We start from the raw sequence: 1861 nt of genomic DNA on the forward strand, positions 1-1861 counted from the left end.
GTGCCTATTATATTAAATAGATAGACCGAAACGCAAAGAAACCATTGTTTTCAGGGTATAGGAGAGTACCAATCACAGAACTTCCCTACCCCCCACTAAAGAGGAGATGAAAACAATGGTTATACCGACATTAAACCATATTCAAGGGAGAAACGGAAGTAATTGGAGCCGTCTCATGCGTAGTCAAGAGGCGGATCACTATTGTATCGTCGCGGTAGATGCAGCGAAATATGTGAATACAGCTATTGTCTGTACGATCTATGGGGATATTTTGAAGGGACCTTTTGAATTTGATGGGTCCACCACAGGGTTCCAGATATTAAAGACGGAGATTGACCGGGCCCGTGAAGCCTACCAGTTAACGGATGTGATCTTAGGGATTGAGACCACGGCCCATTATTATGAGGATTTGGTGCGGGTGTGCGATGAAGAAGGCTACCTGGTTCGTGTGGTGAATGCAGCGACCACTGCGGAGGAACGGAGAAAGCTGTTGAATTACTCGAAGACCGATCGGGTGGACCTGAATGCCATTGTGCAGACCCTCCTGCAAGGACACGGAGAAACCAGCCGTAAGAAGCGAGTAGATCTGGAACAGTTGCAGATGCTGACTCGTGCGAGACGGAGGATGGTGGACGAACAGACCCGTTGTATCAACCGGATGCGGCTCTACATGGACCATATCTTCCGGGAGTTCCAGGGCAGAAATGTGCGGAAGAATGGAAAGAACCAGCTCGTCAAGGTGTTCGATGAGTTCACATCCAAAACCTCTCTCTTCTTGATGAAGCACTACCCACATCCTTCGGATATTCTGGCATTGGGGCAGGAAGGGCTGAGAAGCCTGTCGAAGACACACAATCTGAAATTGCGCCAGACAGCCATTGAACGGCTGTTGACCTATGCCGAAGAAAGCATCTCCAAGCCGAAGCAAGCGTTGACCAGTGAGCTGCTTCTCCTCCGATTGAAGCTGGAAGAATACGAACTCATCCGTCGTCAGATTGCGGAGCTGGAGGAAGTAATCGAACGACTGCTTCTTCTGACCGACGGGGGTATCCTGCTAAGCATCCCGGGTATTGGAGTGACCCTTGCGGCGGAGCTGACGGCGGAGATGGGGGATCTGGAGGCTTTCACCAATGCGAGTCAGCTCATCAAAATGGCCGGCACCAATCCCGTCGTTAGGCAGTCAGGGGGCAAGGCAGCCAGTCACTTTGCGATCTCCAAACAGGGACGGGCTCCGTTTCGGAGCGTGGTCTATCAGGCAGGCAAGTGTACCGCCCTCTTCAATCCTGAAATGAATGGGCATTACCAACGGCTGAAGGAACGGGGAAAGTTGACGGGCCAAGCCTTCATTGCGATCGGCAATCGAATCCTTCGTCTTGCTTATGCCATGCGAAAACACCAGACGCTTTATCAGAGTCAGCAGCCGGACTACGTGCTGCAGAAAGTGATCGCCGGAAAGCTGCGTAATCGAGAAAAACAAGCACTGTTTTACAATCGGTTTGTCATCCAGTAATCCAAGCAATACCCGCTACTCGTTGATTGGTCACGGTAAATAAAAATAGGCGTCTTTCCGGAGCGGAGGCCACATAGGAAGAGGTGCCTGAGGCCATCTGGACCTCGTCACACAGCGTTATGGGTCTTGTTCCACAAATACGGATAAAACGTGAAAGAACAGAGTTTGAATTCAATAGGATGTATCCCTGTGGAATGAAAATACAAGACCTTTCCCGCTACGGAAAGACGCCCAAATAGAAGTTCTGTGATTGTTGAGTTTCAAAAAAATGGGACTTTGAAGCTTTGGTTTCGTGCGGTCAAAATACGTAAAATGTGAGGCTTGACTTATTTCACATTAAACGCTGTGTGC

The 1861-nt window shown here is 49.5% G+C and carries 1 protein-coding gene; it reads left to right on the plus strand.

The genetic code is table 11. The features are described 5' to 3' along the window. Positions 1 to 115: 115 nt before the first annotated feature. Positions 116 to 1510 carry an IS110 family RNA-guided transposase gene (locus NCCP2331_RS18175; RefSeq protein ID WP_251672110.1) on the plus strand — a complete coding sequence of 465 codons (1395 nt, stop codon included), beginning with the start codon at positions 116 to 118 and terminating at the stop codon, positions 1508 to 1510. Positions 1511 to 1861: the final 351 nt, after the last annotated feature.

The organism is Sporosarcina sp. NCCP-2331, from assembly GCF_023707945.1.
Taxonomy (GTDB): domain Bacteria; phylum Bacillota; class Bacilli; order Bacillales_A; family Planococcaceae; genus Sporosarcina; species Sporosarcina cascadiensis.